The sequence below is a fragment of the Streptomyces sp. NPDC001027 genome (assembly GCF_040299045.1).
GTDB lineage: Bacteria > Actinomycetota > Actinomycetes > Streptomycetales > Streptomycetaceae > Streptomyces.
On sequence record NZ_JBEPBI010000577.1, the window covers coordinates 1 to 1,416 of the forward strand.

The 1,416-nt window shown below is 70.3% G+C and carries 2 protein-coding genes; both read right to left on the reverse strand.

The features are described 5' to 3' along the window. Positions 1-41 precede the first annotated feature (41 nt). Positions 42-929, reverse strand: a complete 888-nt coding sequence (gene thpD, locus ABT300_RS44025) for an ectoine hydroxylase (RefSeq protein WP_351688795.1) — start codon at positions 927-929, stop codon at positions 42-44. Next, on the reverse strand, positions 926-1,339 hold the full coding sequence (locus ABT300_RS44030; protein WP_351688798.1) for an ectoine synthase: 414 nt from the start codon (positions 1,337-1,339) through the stop codon (positions 926-928). Before ABT300_RS44030 ends, thpD begins: the two co-directional genes overlap by 4 nt. Positions 1,340-1,416: the final 77 nt, after the last annotated feature.

Here is a 1,416-nt window from a genome sequence, read left to right on the forward strand (position 1 = left end):
CCCGGCGTCAGGGGGCCGGGCGGCAGCTCGTCGGCGGCGGCTCATCGCACCGCGGTGAAGTCCCGGGCCCCGATGAACTCCGGTCGGCGGATCGGCGCCGCGAACGGCTCCACCGCCGTGTTCTCCACGCTGTTGAACACGATGAAGACGTTGCTGCGCGGGTACGGCGTGATGTTGTCGCCCGACCCGTGCATGCAGTTGCAGTCGAACCAGGTCGCCGAGCCGGCCCTGCCGGTGAACAGCCTGATGCCGTGGTCGTCGGCCATCGAGGTCAGCGCCTCGTCGGACGGCGTGCCCGCGTCCTGCATCTGCAGCGACTGCTTGTAGTTGTCCTTCGGCGTGGCCCCGGCGCAGCCGAGGAACGTCCGGTGCGAGCCCGGCATGATCATGAGCCCGCCGTTGGTGTCGAGGTTCTCGGTCAGCGCGATCGACACGGACACCGTCCGCATGTTCGGCAGGCCGTCCTCGGCGTGCCAGGTCTCGAAGTCGGAGTGCCAGTAGAAGCCCCCGGCCCCGAAGCCCGGCTTGACGTTGATCCGCGACTGGTGGACGTACACGTCCGACCCCAGGATCTGCCGGGCCCGCCCGACGACCCGCTCGTCACGGACCAGCGCGGCGAACACCTGGCTGATCCTGTGCACCTCGAAGACGGACCGGATCTCCTGCGAGCGCGGCTCGACGATCGACCGCTCGTCCGCCCGGACCTCCGGGTCGGCGACGAGTCGCTCGAGCTCGCGCCGGTACACGGCGACCTCGTCGTCGCCGATCAGCCGGTCGACGGTGAGGAAGCCGTCGCGCTCGTAGGCGTGCAGGTCGGCGGGCGGGATCGGTCCTGGGGCGTCGGGGGAGCCCCAGACGACGGGGTCGCGGCGGGGGACGGACACCTCGGCGGCGCCACGGGTGGGGTAGAGATCGGTGAGCGTGGTCACGATGCCTGCGCCTCCTCGGGTTCGGTCAGCAGGGGGTAGACGCCGTTCTCGTCGTGGTCCTCCCGTCCGGTCACCGGCGGGTTGAACACGCAGAGGCAGCGGAAGTCCTCCTTGACGCGCAGCGTGTGCCGCTCGTGCCCGTCGAGGAGGTACATGGTCCCGGGCGTGACGGTGTGCGTCAGCCCGCTCTCGTGGTCGGTCAGCTCGGCCTCGCCCTCGACGCAGACGACGGCCTCGACGTGGTTCGCGTAGTGCATCGACGTCTCGGTGCCCGCGTACAGAATCGTTTCGTGCAGCGAGAATCCGACCCGTTCCCGGGCCAGGACGATGCGCTTGCTCTCCCAGGTGCCGGACGCCGCCCGCACATGCCGGTCGGTGCCCTCGATGTCCTTGAACGAACGGACGATCACGGTGTCGCGATGCCTCCTAGATAGGTGACGGATGGCCGGCCACGGAAGCGGCCGGTGCGCGGGCCGGGGCGCGCCCG